The organism is Thalassolituus sp. LLYu03, assembly GCF_050507655.1.
Taxonomy (GTDB): Bacteria; Pseudomonadota; Gammaproteobacteria; order Pseudomonadales; family Oceanobacteraceae; genus Venatoribacter.
On the sequence record NZ_CP191496.1, the window covers coordinates 2330362 to 2344072 of the forward strand.

At 58.3% G+C, this 13711-nt stretch carries 14 protein-coding genes; 3 read left to right on the plus strand and 11 right to left on the minus strand.

Features of this window, described 5'->3' with window-relative positions; translation table 11 throughout:
- Positions 1-81: 81 nt before the first annotated feature.
- Complete coding sequence (locus ACQUQU_RS10555; RefSeq protein WP_430459645.1) at positions 82-1131, minus strand: DUF2333 family protein; 1050 nt, start codon at positions 1129-1131, stop codon at positions 82-84.
- Positions 1132-1281: 150 nt separating this feature from the next.
- Positions 1282-2739 (minus strand): OmpP1/FadL family transporter, encoded by a 1458-nt coding sequence (locus tag ACQUQU_RS10560; protein ID WP_430459646.1) that lies wholly within the window; start codon positions 2737-2739, stop codon positions 1282-1284.
- Positions 2740-3120: 381 nt separating this feature from the next.
- On the opposite strand from ACQUQU_RS10560, the gene tsaA reads away from it, so the two are divergent.
- Complete coding sequence (gene tsaA, locus ACQUQU_RS10565) at positions 3121-3831, plus strand: tRNA (N6-threonylcarbamoyladenosine(37)-N6)-methyltransferase TrmO (RefSeq protein ID WP_430459647.1); 711 nt, start codon at positions 3121-3123, stop codon at positions 3829-3831.
- 33 nt (positions 3832-3864) lie between these two features.
- Here tsaA and tmpT read toward each other — a convergent pair whose 3' ends face one another.
- From tmpT to ACQUQU_RS10580, 3 genes are all read right to left on the minus strand, one after another.
- Positions 3865-4548: a thiopurine S-methyltransferase gene (gene tmpT, locus ACQUQU_RS10570; protein WP_430459648.1), complete on the minus strand. Its 684-nt coding sequence runs from the start codon at positions 4546-4548 to the stop codon at positions 3865-3867.
- Positions 4549-4687: 139 nt separating this feature from the next.
- A complete protein-coding gene (locus tag ACQUQU_RS10575) occupies positions 4688-5254 on the minus strand; it encodes a PhnA domain-containing protein (protein WP_430459649.1) in 567 nt (188 codons plus the stop codon).
- A 91-nt stretch (positions 5255-5345) separates the two neighbouring features.
- Positions 5346-5780 (minus strand): winged helix-turn-helix transcriptional regulator, encoded by a 435-nt coding sequence (locus ACQUQU_RS10580; protein ID WP_430459650.1) that lies wholly within the window; start codon positions 5778-5780, stop codon positions 5346-5348.
- 97 nt (positions 5781-5877) lie between these two features.
- Between ACQUQU_RS10580 and ACQUQU_RS10585 the strand changes: the two genes are divergently transcribed.
- Both ACQUQU_RS10585 and ACQUQU_RS10590 read left to right on the plus strand, forming a co-directional pair.
- A complete protein-coding gene (locus ACQUQU_RS10585) occupies positions 5878-6732 on the plus strand; it encodes an SDR family oxidoreductase (protein WP_430459651.1) in 855 nt (284 codons plus the stop codon).
- Positions 6733-6792: 60 nt separating this feature from the next.
- On the plus strand, positions 6793-7089 hold the full coding sequence (locus ACQUQU_RS10590; protein WP_430459652.1) for a DUF3861 domain-containing protein: 297 nt from the start codon (positions 6793-6795) through the stop codon (positions 7087-7089).
- A gap of 93 nt (positions 7090-7182) precedes the next feature.
- Here the strand turns inward: ACQUQU_RS10590 and ACQUQU_RS10595 are convergent, their stop codons facing one another.
- From ACQUQU_RS10595 to ACQUQU_RS10620, 6 genes are all read right to left on the minus strand, one after another.
- Entirely contained in the window at positions 7183-7668 is a 486-nt protein-coding gene (locus ACQUQU_RS10595) for an FKBP-type peptidyl-prolyl cis-trans isomerase (protein WP_430459653.1), read from the minus strand.
- Positions 7669-7844: 176 nt separating this feature from the next.
- Positions 7845-9089 (minus strand): DUF4124 domain-containing protein, encoded by a 1245-nt coding sequence (locus ACQUQU_RS10600; protein ID WP_430459654.1) that lies wholly within the window; start codon positions 9087-9089, stop codon positions 7845-7847.
- Between the two features lie 59 nt (positions 9090-9148).
- Positions 9149-11470 carry an ATP-dependent helicase gene (locus ACQUQU_RS10605; protein WP_430459655.1) on the minus strand — a complete coding sequence of 774 codons (2322 nt, stop codon included), beginning with the start codon at positions 11468-11470 and terminating at the stop codon, positions 9149-9151.
- Positions 11471-11725: 255 nt separating this feature from the next.
- Complete coding sequence (locus tag ACQUQU_RS10610) at positions 11726-12325, minus strand: NADPH-dependent FMN reductase (protein ID WP_430459656.1); 600 nt, start codon at positions 12323-12325, stop codon at positions 11726-11728.
- 52 nt (positions 12326-12377) lie between these two features.
- Entirely contained in the window at positions 12378-13049 is a 672-nt protein-coding gene (locus ACQUQU_RS10615) for a glutathione S-transferase family protein (protein WP_430459657.1), read from the minus strand.
- Positions 13050-13069: 20 nt separating this feature from the next.
- A complete protein-coding gene (locus ACQUQU_RS10620) occupies positions 13070-13681 on the minus strand; it encodes a glutathione S-transferase family protein (RefSeq protein ID WP_430459658.1) in 612 nt (203 codons plus the stop codon).
- Positions 13682-13711: the final 30 nt, after the last annotated feature.

Here is a 13711-nt window from a genome sequence, read left to right on the forward strand (position 1 = left end):
AAATTTTTACAAGAAAAAAGCCCGCCGGGGATTAATCCCGACGGGCCATCTGAGAGGCACAACTGGCGTCAAAAGACAGGTTTAACCCTGTGACAGCAGCTCGCGCAGATCGAGAATCGCCGCATTGGCACGGGAGATATAAGAGGCCATCACCAGCGAGTGGTTGGCAAACAGGCCAAAGCCGCTGCCGTTCATGACCATAGGTGCCCAGATCGGCTCCTGAGTGGCCTCCAGCTCGCGGATAATCTGGCGCAAACTGACCAGAGCATTCTTCTTCACCAGCACATCACGGAAATCGACTTCGATGGCTCGCAGAATGTGCGCCAGCGCCCAGGCCGAGCCGCGGGCTTCGTAGAACACATCGTCGATCTGATTCCACGGCGTTTTCACTTCCTGGTCGTAATCCGCTGGCGTCGACTGCTGCGCATTCGGTTCGCCGGCCAGATCGGTATTCAGTCGTGGGCGGCCAACCGAGGCGCTCAGACGCTGCGACAGACTGCCGAGGCGGGTTTCCACATCGAACAGCCACTGACGCAGGTTGTCGGCACGGGCGTAAAACTGGGCCGTCGGTTCTTTCGGGTCCGCCAGACGTCGCAGGTAGTTGTTCAGAGCTTTCAGACCGTGCTCATACTCGGCTTCCGACGACGGCACCGCCCAGCTGTTGCTGTCGAAGTGCAGCTGCGGCTCAGCCACCGACAGGTCTTTATCTTCGGTGGACTGACTCTGCGAACGGCTGAAGTCTTTGCGCAACGCCCGGGCAAAATCGCGCACCTGCACCAGCACGCCGTATTCCCAGTTAGGGATGTTATCCAGCCAGACGCCCGGCGGTAATACATCGTTGCTCAGGTAGCCGCCACGCTTGTAAAGCATGGTTTCGGTGATTTCCATCAGGGTGGCCGTGGTGGTGAAACCGATCACGTTATCAACACCCATAACCGCGGCGCGCTCATCCGCTTTGGCTTTTACCGCGAACATGTCCGGCTCAGCACTCCAGAAGAATCCCAGCACCAGACAGATCAGCAGATACGCGCCCGCCGCCAGCAGAATTGCATTGCGGCCGAAACCTGCATCCGCCCACCAGTCTTTGGCGCGCTCACGATAATCCTGGAATTGCTCCGACAACTTCCCCATGACAATGTCCTTACCACTCAGCCTTGCATTAAAAGGAAGCAGAAAGCGTAACCGCCACCGGGAGCCGGAACAAGTGAGATCCTGCCAAATGAGCCTTGAAAGCAATAAAAAAGCCCGCAATTTGCGGGCTTATTCAGCAATCCGGTTGGATTACATGCGGTAGTTCGCCTGGAAGGAGATGCCCAGAGCGTCAACTTCGAACTCACCTTTCAGGTTGTCGTAACCCTTCTGAGTGTCGGTCAGGTCGTAGTTGTATTCGTTGATCTCAGACTTGTCCATGATCAGGTAAGCCAGACCCGCATCCACGCTCCATGCGTCGTTCACGTTGTAGGTTGCACCCACCGTCAGCCACTGACGATCGTTGTCCGGTACACGGGCAGTACGGTGCTCATCTTTAACAGGCGTTGCGTCGAAGGCGTAACCGGCACGCAGGGTCCAATCCTGATCCAGTGCGTATTCTGCACCCACAGAGTAAGCCCAGGTGTCGTGCCATTTTTCAACGATGTGACCGATGTAGTTGTTACCCAGACCACTGATGTCGTCGATGATGCCTTCGCCGGTCGCGATCACGTCGAAGTATTTGAAGGAAGACCAGTCAGTCCAGGTCGCACCCGCCAGCAGCAGCACTTTGTCGTTCAGCTGGTGAGCCGCACTGAAGGTCGCAGAACGTGGGCCAGTCAGCGGTACACGTGAATCCTGCTTAGCCACGGTGCCAGTCGCACCGTCTACCGGCACAACACGGTTGTAAGCAGAGCTGTATGCCACGACGCCGGTGTTGGTTTTGAATTCAGACTTACCTTGCAGCTCGAAGTCCACTTCGGAGCGGTAGGCGAAACCCAGAGTGGTCGATGGCGCCACATCCCACATGAAACCGAAGTTCCAGCCGTAGCCCATATCATCGCCAGACACTTCGAACTTGTTCTCGTAACCACGGTAATCTTCCGGGTTAATCGCCTGGCCACCCGCGTACGCGCTGTAAGCAGCCGACAGCGGCACCAGATCCAGTTCTTTGCTCAGCAGACCCTGTGCGTACACGATGTCGATACCCACACCCATGGTCACGGTATCGCTCAGCTTGTAGGAGAAGGTTGGCTGGAAGTCGATGGTGCTCAGCTGGGTTTCATCGGCGAAGCCGCCGGCCAGAGACCCTTGCTTGTAGTCGGTCGAGGTACCGAACGGCGCGAAGATACCGAAACCGATAGCGGCTTTGTCATCCAGCTTGCGCACGTAGTAACCGAACGGAATCACTTTCTCCGGCATAAAATCGCCGCCGTCGTTGTAAGTACCCGCTTCACCGTATGGCTGGGCTACAGAAGCCGCCAGATCGCTGTTCTGACCAGCGCCGTCGGTACGCACGCCAGAGAACTTGCCTTCCAGCTGCAGGTAAGTGAAACCGAAGCTCGCCTGAGATTTTTCCAGACGGCTCATACCGGCCGGGTTAAAAAACACAACAGATGCGTCCTGTGCGACTGCAGCGCTACCAGCAAACGCACGGCCTGCACCGGCTGCGCTTTGCTCGTTAATTTTGAAACCAGCAGCCTGTACACCGGCGCTGAACAGGGAGGCTGCTGCAACAGCAATAGCCAGACGGGAAGCGTTTTTAACCATTGGAAACTACCTTGATGGAGAGCTCTGAACCAGCCGCAGTGCGGCGAAATTGGGCTTCTTGTTCTTCGGAAGCGGCGGCAGTATGCCTGCGCCATTTGGGCCACTTTGTTTCAGATTGTAACCATATGGTTATGTATTGTTATTAATTAGACCTTTTAAAATCACAATGAACACGCGTGTTCAAAACACATCCGACGGGTCCTGCGCCTCTGGGGAACCCCGGCACAGCACGGCCTTTTGGGGCCTGTTGTGCCAGTTCTGTTGTACCCGCTGTTGCAGCCTTCGGCAACTGGCTCCAGTGGCCACAGAGGCATCGGCCGCACCGGCAGCATCGGGTTATACTCGCGCCCACTGACTGTCATTGCATTACCGGTTCCGACTATGTCCAGCATGCCCCTGCACCCCGTTGCCATCGCCCGTACGCCGTTTGTCGAGAAATTCGCCATTCCCCGCCAGCCCAGTCTGGCTCCGGCGGCGCGGGCCTGCATCGAACTGGTTGCGCCCTACAATCAGCCCGAAGCCCTGCAGGGACTGGAACAGGTCAGTCATATCTGGCTGCTGTTTGCGTTTCACGCCGTTCCGGCCGACAACCCGGCCGCTCCGCGCCTGCGGGTGCGCCCGCCGCGTCTGGGCGGCAATGAATGGCTGGGCGTGTTTGCCACGCGCAGCACCCATCGTCCGAATGGCATTGGCCAATCGGTGGTAAAACTCGAAAAGATTGAAGGCACACGTTTGTGGGTATCCGGGGTCGACCTGCTCGACGGCACCCCCATTCTGGATATCAAACCCTACGTGCCTTATGCCGATGCCATCGCGGCAGCTCATAACGCCATCGCTCCGGCGATGCCCGCCACCACGACGGTAAGCTGGGCTGACAGCGCGCGGACCAATGCTCAGGCAGAAGGCCTGCGGTTGGGAGAAGATGTCGAGGGCCTGATCAGCCAGTGTCTGGCGCAGGACCCGAAACCGGCCTATCAGAAACCAGAGCCTGCGCGGGAATACGGCGTGCGCCTGTGGGACCTGAACGTGGTCTGGCACTACCCGCAGCCGGATCAGATTCACGTGCTGCGGGTCGAAAAAACAGCAGAGTGAGTGCAGCGGCTAATGTCCTGCACTCAGGGTGAGTCAGCTCAGCGGACGCAGGCGGTATACCCGCTGCACAAACGACGCTAAGCCTTTGGCTTTGAAACGCGGCTCCTGATCAATCAGCTCACGCTCATCCAGCAGGTCAATGGCGTAACCCGCCTGATAGTGAGCCGCCACTTCGGCGCTGCTCACCGCAAACGGTGGGCCACCGGCCACGGTCTGGTCGTAATCCAGGGTAATCAGCAGTTGCGGCGCAGCGGCACTGATCGCCTGCACATGGCGGGCGTATTCAGCGCGCATGGCGTCCGGCAGGGCCACAATCGCCGCGCGGTCGTACACCGCGGCGACATCATGTCCGGTTTCCTGCTGAATCTGTGCACGGGTCAGAGCGAAGAAATCACCGGCCACCAGCAGCACACCGTCACCCCGATACAGCACCTGCTCTCCACAGGACGCTTTGCTCAGGGTGAGTCCCAGCTCACGCTCAAGCCCTTGTGCCAGCTCGTCGAGGGCAATTTCACTCAGTTCAACGCCGATCACCGCCACGCCCTGACTACGCAGCCAGATCAGGTCGAGGGTTTTACCGCACAGCGGAATCAGCACACTCTGACCCGGCTCAATGCCCAGCTCCGGCCAGTATTTGAGCAGGGCTTTATTCACTTCATCCAGATGAAAACCGATTTCCATCTTTTCCCATTTGTCGTGCCAGAAACTGTGTTCCAAGGGCTTACTCCTCTGTGATCAGGCGCGATTTATAACCAATCGGGCATATCGCAGGCAATACGACTCAGGTCATCCGAGCGCAAACGCCGCCCACAAAAAAGCCGGACAAGGTCCGGCTTCAGGCATCCGACGTCAGGCTTCAGGCCTTTTTGGTGTACGCCGAAATGATCACGATGCGGGTGCCGTTCACACGGCCCTCAATGTGTTCCGGGTTATCCGACAGGCTGATGCCGCGCACCATGGTGCCGCGCTTGGCGGTGAAGTTGGCGCCTTTTACGTCCAGATCTTTAATCAGGGTCACACTGTCACCGGCCTGCAGAATCGCGCCATTGCTGTCGCGGGTTGGCTCGCGGTCTTCGTCGGCGGTCTTGGTTTCGGCCCATTTGCGGGTGTCGTCGTCCAGATACATCACATCCAGCAGGTCCTGTGCCCAGGTTTCTACCGCCAGACGCTTCAGCATGCGGTAAGCCACTACCTGCACCGCCGGCACCTGACTCCACATACTGTCGTTCAGACAACGCCAGTGGTTGGCATTGAGTTCAGCGCTGCCTTCAACCTGAGGCTTGCAGGTGCTGCACAGCACCACGCCGGTATCCACGGTCAGCTGACTGTGCGGGGTCACCAGCAGCGGCGACAGGTCGCTGGCGCTGCCACAGAGTTCGCATTGATTGCCGGCACGGTCCAGCAGACTTTGTTCGATCGACATCGGGATACCTCGGGTCTTTCCCTTACAAAAAGGCGGGCATTATGCACAAAACCCCTGCTTTTGTCGCGGCGACTTGCCGCCCTGCCCGCGCTCAGTCGTCACGGAATTTCTGCTCCGCCAGCTGGGCGGCCCCGTTGGCCTCGCGGAATTCGAGAATGGCCGGGGTTTTCTGTTCTACCCAATCGGCCAGTTGCGCCACCAGACGCGCGCCCTCTTCGCCCATATCGGTCAGGCTGTATTCGACATACGGCGGCACCACCGGATAAGACACCCGCACAATAAAGCCATCCTCGACCAGCGCCTGCAGACTCTGGGCGAGCATTTTTTCGCTGACGCCCCCCAGTTTGCGCCTGAGTTCACTGAATCTGTGTGTTCCGGTGCGCAGCGCAATCAGAATCAGAACGCCCCAGCGCGAGCTGACGTGTTTGAGAATATCCCGCGACGGGCAAGGGCTGGCGAACAGGTCGCCGCGCTCAAAGCGTTCGCTCAACGACATGGCCGGTGGAATAACAATGTCCTGACTCATAGCACTAACCTTTTTGTATGTACTTACTTTTGGTAAGTATGATTGATAGGCTGATTACGTTCAATTCAAAACCACTGGAAATCCCCAGGAGAAACGTATGATTGTTGTAACCGGTGCTAACGGCCAGCTTGGCCAACTCGTGATTACCGAACTGCTGAAAACCCAACCTGCCAGCCAGATTGTCGCCGCCGTGCGCTCGCCAGAAAAAGCGGCAGACCTGAAAGCACTGGGTGTGACCGTGCGTCAGGCCGACTACACCCGTCCTGAGACACTGGAAAGCGCCTTCGCCGGCGCCACCAAACTGCTGCTGATTTCCTCCAGCGAAGTCGGTGCCCGCGCTCCGCAGCACGCCAATGTGATTGCCGCTGCGAAGAAAGCAGGCGTGCCGTTCATTGCCTACACCAGCCTGCTGCACGCCGATACCACGCCGCTGTCACTGGCCGCAGAGCACGTCGAAACCGAGAAGATGCTGGCCGCCTCCGGCATCCCGCATGCCCTGCTGCGCAATGGCTGGTACACCGAAAACTACACCGCCTCTGTGCCACCCGCGCTGCAGTACGGCGTATTTCTGGGTGCCGCCGGTGAGGGCCGCATTGCCTCCGCCGCCCGCGCCGATTATGCCGCCGCCGCCGCTGCGGTGCTGACCAGCGAAGGTCATGCCGGCAAGGTGTACGAACTGGCCGGCGACGATAGCTACACGCTGGGCGAATTTGCCGCCGCGATTGCTCACAGTTCCGGTAAGCCTGTCAGCTACCAGAATATGAGCGAAGCGGATTTCACTTTTGCTCTGACGCAGGCTGGTCTGCCCGCCGGACTGGCGGCTATTCTGGCAGAGTCGGATGTGGGCGCCTCAACCGGTGGCCTGTTCGACGACAGCCATACATTAAGCCGTCTGATTGGCCGCGCGACCACGCCTTACACCGACGTGATCAAGGCAGCGCTGAAGGCCTGATAACGGCATCACCTGCCACGGGTGTCTGGCAACAGACGCCCGTCAGACTCCGGAGATATTATGAAACAACACCAATACCGCATTACGGTCGAACATCTGGCCGACGCCAACGGCAACCCGTCCACCTACGACAAACCGCTGACCTTTAACGCCGGCAACCACGACGACATTTTCCGCGTGGTGGAATTCGTGCGTGCCCGTGGTGACTTCAGCGAAGATCAGGCCACCGCCTTTGCCGTGGGATTAAAGCTGTTCGGCGAAACCCTGCTGGAAAACAAAGATCACCCGCTGTTTGCCGACTTCCGCAGCCACTTTGTGGACTTTATGAAACACCTGAAGAAAGGCCGCGCGGAATAATCGCCACCTTTGAAACAAAAGTCGCAGGCATAAAAAAACGCCGGCAAGCCGACGTTTTTCAAAAGCAGAGCTGAGTCTGTCAGACGACAGAACTCAGTGGTGGTGACCGCCTTCACCGTGTACGTGGCCGTGCGCCATTTCTTCTGCACTGGCATCACGTACAGATTCAATCTTCACGCTGAACTGCAGGGATTTGCCGGCCAGTGGGTGGTTGGCATCCACAGTAACAGTGGCTTCGTCCACTTCAGTCACGATCAGGCTGATCGGGCCGTGTTCGGTCTGGGCAGTGAATGCCATGCCTGGTTCTACTTTTTCCACGCCTTCAAAGGCGGCCATTGGTACCTGCTGTACGCGGTCATCGCTGTATTCGCCATAGGCGTCAGCCGGTGCAACGGTTACTTCAAATTCATCGCCTACGGTTTTGCCTTCCAGCGCCTGTTCCAGACCCGGAATGATGTTCTGGGCACCGTGCAGGTAAGTCATCGGCTGACCGCCTTCGGAAGAATCGATCACTTCGCCGCTATCCACATCAACGACTTTGTAATGGATGGTCACGACTTTGTGCTGTGCAATGGTCATAGGTTTTATCCTGTTGTGTCCCGGGGGACAGAAATGAACACCCGACCGGTAAAACAGGGTGCGGATGTGTGAAATTCGCGGGCAACCGGTAAGCCCGGCCCTGCGGCAGGCCGACAGTATAACAAGGGAACCCGCTCATACCAGCGCCGGCGTCCGCCCGGAAAGGTCAAACCACCTCAGTAGTGATGCGCGTCGAAACGTCCGGCCCTAAGCCAGCGGGCGTATTCGCTGTTCATGCCGGCCAGTCCTCCCGGATAGCCGGCAAATGCCTGCTCTGCCTGAAACGGTGTGCAGGGTGCAGCCAGCGCCTGCGCCAGCGTGTCTTTCAGCCATTGCTGGCCACGGCTGTGCGACAACAGAAAGTACACCAGCGCCGCCGACTGGCGGTAATGGCGGGTCATGGCCACGGCGCTGAACTCATCATGACTGAGCGTCAGCACCTGCCCGGGGGCCGAGCCCTGTTGCTCCAGCCAGCGGAACAGGCCGGGCGGCATCGCCACGGTGGCGGCACTCAACTGCCAGCGCATGCGCTCCATATACTCAGCCAGCCCTTCGTTCAGCCAGGTCGGCAAAGTGCCGACCATGCCGGCGACCATAGCATGGGTCATTTCGTGGCGGCCGATGGCCAGCGTACTTAACCGGTTGGGCATTTGCGGCATGTAGATGCGGTTCACGCCGCGGCTGTAGTGCGCCGCCCAGTCCTGCGCCATGCCCTGCTGCCGCTTGTAATCGTCGTACGCACGTTCATTGGCAAACACCAGCACATTGAGATTGATCTGCCGCCAGGCCGTCTGCGGAATAAACCGCGTCAGCAGGCGATACACGAGTTCGCCTTCGCGCTTCAGGGCCTGCTCCAGTTCAGGGTCGGCTTGGCCTTCCGGATATTCGAAGCGGAAGCGCACGCCCTGCATATCGGCGCGGTAACGGTCGGTGAGGTTTTCAGCACTCTGATGTTGCGGGGCATCGGAAAAATGCACCCGTCCCTGCTCATCAGTCCAGCGATACACGCCGGAGGAACTGACCTCGCGGATGTCCTGCGTCGGCGGTTTGTAGCAGCCGCCAAAACCGTGACTCAGCCGGCGCATCAGGCCGGGTTCATCGCCAATACCAATGGCTTCTGGCGGGTTGTCGTCAGATGTCGGCGCCTCGGCGGTTGGCTTCACCAGGGATTCCGGGCGTTGCTCGCTGCTGTTAGTGGCAGTGGACAACGGAGAAGCCGGTGGCTGCTCTTCAGCGGGTGCGGGGCGCCAGCCGGTCAGCTGTGCAAGCAAGGGGGCGTAGGCACTCAGGTCGTTAATGGCGGCCAGCGGCCAGACGCGTTTAGCCTGTTCGCGTTGCTCGACGCTGCTCAGCGTCCAGCTCACTTCTGCTGCCACCAGCGTCAGTACCAGCACACTGAACAGCCGGGTCATCCAGACCATGTGCATCTCCTGCTATCAGAGCCTTAGTGAAAGCCGCGTCAGAGGTCTGAGCCTTAAACTCAGGCTTCGCGCAGCATGGCCAGAGCGACCTGTTTGTTCAGGGTGCGGGCCTGTGCTTCGCCGTCAAAACGGATTTTGATGTACTGCTCATCTTCCGACAACACAGTGCCCATGCCCAGCGACTGATGGCGCATGCGCCTCACCGGTGCAGCGCCATGGTGTTTGCGGTCGATAATAAAACTGTCGGGCGCTTTGGGATAAGCCCCACCGGCGGATTTTGCCACACCGGTACGCTCCGGCAGCGCCGCCATGGTCAGACGCACACGCAATTGCACGGCATCGAAATAGCGCTCCAGCCACAACGGCAGTGCGCCCTCAATCGGGTTCACTTCCACGCTCTCGGCCTGCGTGTGCAGAGCCCGGCCAATATCCGCCGACCGTTGCGCCTGCATTTCCTGGCGGAAACGGCTCTGCCATTGTTGGGCATTGCTGTGATTTTTGTCTTTTTTCTCAATGGCCGGCGCCATTAAATGCAACTGATGCCGGGCGCGGGTCATGGCCACGTACAATAAACGCCGTTCACTTTCTTCACTGGCCGGCGTGGTAAATTCGCCGTCCGGCGTATAGGGATAATAATGCGCATTCAGGCCGGGAATAATTACCACCGGCCACTCCAGCCCTTTGCTTTTATGGATGGAGGTTAAATGCACGCCCTGCTGACCGCCTTCACTCTGGCGCAGACGCTGGGCTTTTAATTCCTGCAGATACGCAAAGGCTTCGCGGCTGTCTTTGCCGCTGTCGCGCATAAAGCGGATAAACGCGCGGATGGTCTGTAATTTATCTTCCACCTGCTGGGCGGAAAACGCGCTGTCGGCAATGCCGTCTTCGAGCTCAGTCTGCTGACTGTAGTTGTACAGAATGCGGTAAGCAGGTTGTGCCTGTTGTTCGGCGCTGGCGATGATCTGGGCGCGCGCATCCAGCTGCTGGCGCTGCCATTTGCTTAATTCTTCCGGAATGGCTTTCGCCAGCGCGTTGCCAAAATGCTGATCAGCCACCGCCGCTTTGCGGGCAATGTCTTCAAGCAAAGAGCGTTTGATTTTCGGATACGGCGTGGTCAGCACCGTCAGCCAGGCGTCCATACGTTGCGCGACCGTGCGCTTGCCAAATTCACCGGCGGCAATTTCCAGCAGCAACCAGAAAATCTGCAATTCATAACGGTCGAGTACCGACTGCGAATTATGCAGCTGGTACGGAATATTGGCCTGCAGTAAACCCAGCTCAATGGGCGCGCACAGGGCCCACAGGCGGTTAATCACGGCGATGTCTTCGGCCGGGTGTTTTTCCAGCTCCGACTGAATCAGCTTTAAAATCAGTGCCGGTTCATGGTGGGCTTCGTGCAGTTTAATGCGCGTGTGCGGCGTGGATTCGTGGGATAAACACAGTACGTCGTCGCGTTCTTTATTGTGGCTGATCAGATGATTGGCCAGCAGGGATAATTCATGACCATAACGGAAGGTATGCGGCAGCTGATAATCGGCCACCTGCCCCATGCGCCCATGAAAGCCGCTGACAATAAAATCGGGCTTGGAGCCACGGAATTCATAAATGGTCTGGTCCGGATCACCGATCACCATCACAGAACCGCGACCGCCGTGCAGTACATCCAGCAGCGCCTGCTGAATTTCGTTAATGTCCTGATATTCATCAACCAGAATCCACTGCATATGGCCGCCAAACTGCGCGGCGACTTCCGGCTGATACATAAAGGCCATCACCGGGTCGTACAGCATATCGGCGTAACTGATGCGCCGCTGCTGGCGGCGCCAGTCTTCAAACTGATCAAACAGCTCAACGAACATACGGCACTGAGGCGGCAGCTCCAGCGACTCGAACACGTCCTGCGGCGATTGCAGACCGGCTTTTACCAGATCAATAAAACCCAGCGCCGGCTCCACCCACTTTTTGCGCTGCGACAGGATATCCTGCCGCGTATCGTCATCGGCCAGCTGCTGCAGCAGACGCCAGACCACAGGTTCAGCTTCGCCGTCTGACAGCGGCTTACCCTGAAACGGCGGCAACACGCCCTGGGCGATCAGACGCTGATAAATGCGCAGCCCGAGCGAGTGAAAGGTACGCACTTCGGGCAGAGCCTGATTGGGCAGCAGCGCCGTCAGTTTGCGCTCGAAATCCACCCGGGCGGCGCGGTTGTACATCAGCACCAGCATACGCCTTGGGTTCAGCCCTTCCGCCAGACGCGCGCCGATAAAGTGAGTGAGCGTGGTGGTCTTACCGGCACCCGCCACCGCCACGACGCGGGCATGGCCCTCGCGATGAGCGATCACCTGTTGCTGCTGGGGGGTAAGACTGGAATCCGTGGTCAAAACATAGGCCGGCGTAAGAATGGGGACGGGGATTCTATCAGATAGTGAACGCCGGGTAAGAATTGCCGGGCTCTGGCTCAGCTGCACCGGAGCTTACCCCAGAGCTTCCCCCGGTACTTAACCAGGAACTTTCCCGGGAAACAGCCCCGGAAGCCGCCCGTAATCGGCCCTCATCCGGCCAGACAATGACCGGAATAAAGACAACGAGCAGAATAAAAAAGGCGCCAAACGGCGCCTTGTAATGGGTTTCCAAAATCACGACATGCCGTTCGGAAATTCCGCCAGCCCTTCACACAGCTGCGCACGCAGCGGCTTAATGGCTTTGGCGTAGGCGGTCAGCATATCCAGTGCGTAGCGGGCGCGTTTGCCCAAATAAACGTCGGAGGCACGGCACTCCTGACCCGACCACAGGTCTTTCACATCGCGCAGCATCAGGTGTTCCGGCAGATACAGGAGGCGGGCATTTTTGTAGCCACTGCCGCGCAGTTCGGCAATCACAAAGGCGCCGCCGGCTGAGGCCGATACGCCGACCAATAGCACCGGCTTATGGGCCAGCTGCTGCGCGCCACACCAGAGCAGAAAGTTCTTCAGCCCGGCCGGTGCCATGCCGTGCCATTCCGGCACAATAAACACAAACGCATCGGCCGCTTCGGCGGTGGCCTTGACCGCATTCACCCGGGCTTCGTCATCCGGGCTGAGCGGCAGCCCTTCCCACATCGGCAAATGGGCTTCGAACAGGTCAATCAGGCTGGCTTTGCCGTCCAGATACTCGCTGTTGAGGTAATCGGCAATGCGCCGGCTCTGGGCTTCCGCCCGGTGTGATGCCGACAACAGGCACACGCTAATGTCGTTCATAGTCCCTCCTGACCCCTGCTGAAACCCGCAGCGCCTGAGCGGTTGCGGGAGGTTATTTCTGTATCAGACTCTGACCACCCTTCACCACGTCGGCCGCACTGGCGCGCGGTGGAATAGTAATGCCTTTCTGCACCGCCGGGCGGGCGCGGATACGTTCAATCCAGGCCTTAAGGTTATCCAGACCCTCGGTATTGATGCCCGACCACTCATGAGTATGGACCCAACACCAGTTGGCGATGTCGGCAATGCTGTATTCGCCACGGCCCTGCCCAACCAGAAAATCACGGTCTGACAGGTGAGTATCCAACACAGTGAACAGACGGCGCCCTTCGTTCTGATAACGGTCGATGGCCGGCTGAATTTTTTCCGGGAAATAGCGGTAGAACACATTGGCCTGACCCATCATCGGGCCGATGCCACCCATCTGGAACATCAGCCACTGCAGCACCTGAGATTGCTCGCGGGCATTATGGCCGTTCAGGCGTCCGGCTTTTTCTGCCAGATACACCATGATGGCGCCGGACTCGAACACCACGAAATCGTCTTCATCGCTATCAACGATGACAGGGATACGGCCATTGGGGTTCATGGCCAGAAATTCCGCCGACTTCTGCTCATTGCTGCCCAGATTGACCGTGTGCAGCTCATAAGGCAGACCCAGCTCTTCCAGCAGCACCGATATTTTCCAGCCATTGGGGGTGGCGGCGGTATAAAGATGAATCATAGAAACTCCTCTGGGTCAGCTTACGCGGAATAGGAAGGACGTTGCTGCATGGCCTGATACCAGCGCTGAATGGCCGGGAACTCGTCACCCGGACGCAGCTTGATGACCTTGGCAAATTCGAGGGTACAGAGTGCCGTGATATCGGCCACCGAAAAACGCTCACCGGCTACCCAAGGGTTAAGCGCCAGTTGCTGCTCGAGCACGGGCAGGAATTTCGCGGCCAGTTTACCGGCCTCTTCGCCCCAGGCAGGAATGGGGGTCATGCGGTCTTTAAAAAAGCCGGATGTGTGCTGGAAGCAGTTTCCGACCGGCATAAAAAACGCGCTTTCCACCCGTTTATCCCACATTTCGATAACGGCTTTTTCAACCGCGGTACGCCCGAGCAGTGCAGGCTCAGGGCAGATTTCTTCAAGATAACGGTATATAGCCGAAGCCTCAGCAATACAGGTGCCGTCGTCCAGTTCCAGCACCGGCACTTTGGCGATGGGATTGCGGGCGCGGAAGTCGGCGCTCAGGTTGTCGCCCTTGCCCAGATCGAGATTAACCACTTCCACCTGAGTCATGCCCTTCTCGGCCAGCGCCATCAGAATGCGGCGTGGACTCGGGGCTTTAACGGCACTGTAAAGCTTCATGGCGTGTTCCTTTTTATTTTTGACGCCACC

Excerpts from the sequence above, each read along its gene's own strand:
- ACQUQU_RS10555 (WP_430459645.1), bottom strand. The coding sequence starts at position 1,131 with ATGGGGAAGTTGTCGGAGCAATTCCAGGATTATCGTGAGCGCGCCAAA.
- ACQUQU_RS10560 (WP_430459646.1), bottom strand. The coding sequence starts at position 2,739 with ATGGTTAAAAACGCTTCCCGTCTGGCTATTGCTGTTGCAGCAGCCTCC.
- tsaA (WP_430459647.1), top strand. The coding sequence starts at position 3,121 with ATGTCCAGCATGCCCCTGCACCCCGTTGCCATCGCCCGTACGCCGTTT.
- ACQUQU_RS10575 (WP_430459649.1), bottom strand. The coding sequence starts at position 5,254 with ATGTCGATCGAACAAAGTCTGCTGGACCGTGCCGGCAATCAATGCGAA.
- ACQUQU_RS10580 (WP_430459650.1), bottom strand. The coding sequence starts at position 5,780 with ATGAGTCAGGACATTGTTATTCCACCGGCCATGTCGTTGAGCGAACGC.
- ACQUQU_RS10585 (WP_430459651.1), top strand. The coding sequence starts at position 5,878 with ATGATTGTTGTAACCGGTGCTAACGGCCAGCTTGGCCAACTCGTGATT.
- ACQUQU_RS10590 (WP_430459652.1), top strand. The coding sequence starts at position 6,793 with ATGAAACAACACCAATACCGCATTACGGTCGAACATCTGGCCGACGCC.
- ACQUQU_RS10595 (WP_430459653.1), bottom strand. The coding sequence starts at position 7,668 with ATGACCATTGCACAGCACAAAGTCGTGACCATCCATTACAAAGTCGTT.
- ACQUQU_RS10600 (WP_430459654.1), bottom strand. The coding sequence starts at position 9,089 with ATGGTCTGGATGACCCGGCTGTTCAGTGTGCTGGTACTGACGCTGGTG.
- ACQUQU_RS10610 (WP_430459656.1), bottom strand. The coding sequence starts at position 12,325 with ATGAACGACATTAGCGTGTGCCTGTTGTCGGCATCACACCGGGCGGAA.
- ACQUQU_RS10615 (WP_430459657.1), bottom strand. The coding sequence starts at position 13,049 with ATGATTCATCTTTATACCGCCGCCACCCCCAATGGCTGGAAAATATCG.
- ACQUQU_RS10620 (WP_430459658.1), bottom strand. The coding sequence starts at position 13,681 with ATGAAGCTTTACAGTGCCGTTAAAGCCCCGAGTCCACGCCGCATTCTG.